The sequence below is a fragment of the Pseudoalteromonas aurantia genome, assembly GCF_005886875.1.
Classification (GTDB): domain Bacteria; phylum Pseudomonadota; class Gammaproteobacteria; order Enterobacterales; family Alteromonadaceae; genus Pseudoalteromonas; species Pseudoalteromonas aurantia_A.
The window spans coordinates 1-360 of sequence record NZ_PNBY01000210.1; the positions used below are offsets into that span (position 1 = coordinate 1).

Here is a 360-nt window from a genome sequence, read left to right on the forward strand (position 1 = left end):
GTAGTCGTCTTCCCCCCAGTAAGTATTTAACTTTTTTCTTAGCACCAATAATGCCGCGGTTTCAGCAAGGGCTGCATCTTTACGTTTAAGCTCTTTTTCTAGCTCTTTGATCCGCTTACGATCCGCTTTTCGCTCTTGGGTTAATTGCTTACGCTGCTGGCCTTGCGTCTGATTACCTTCAATACAGCTTTGCCTCCATTCTTTAACTTGCTCAGGGTAAAGTCCTTTTTCACGGCAATACTCACTTAACTCAATTTCGCTCAATGCTGCCGTTTCTAAAACAATTGAGAACTTCTGCTCTGGTGACCAACCATCTAAACTATTACTCTCTGTCAAACTAGACCCTACTTTTAAATACTT

The 360-nt window shown here is 41.9% G+C and carries 1 protein-coding gene; it reads right to left on the reverse strand.

The features are described from left to right. Positions 1-360: transposase (locus CWC18_RS20690; RefSeq protein WP_434063446.1), on the reverse strand; the 360-nt coding region annotated here is incomplete at both ends.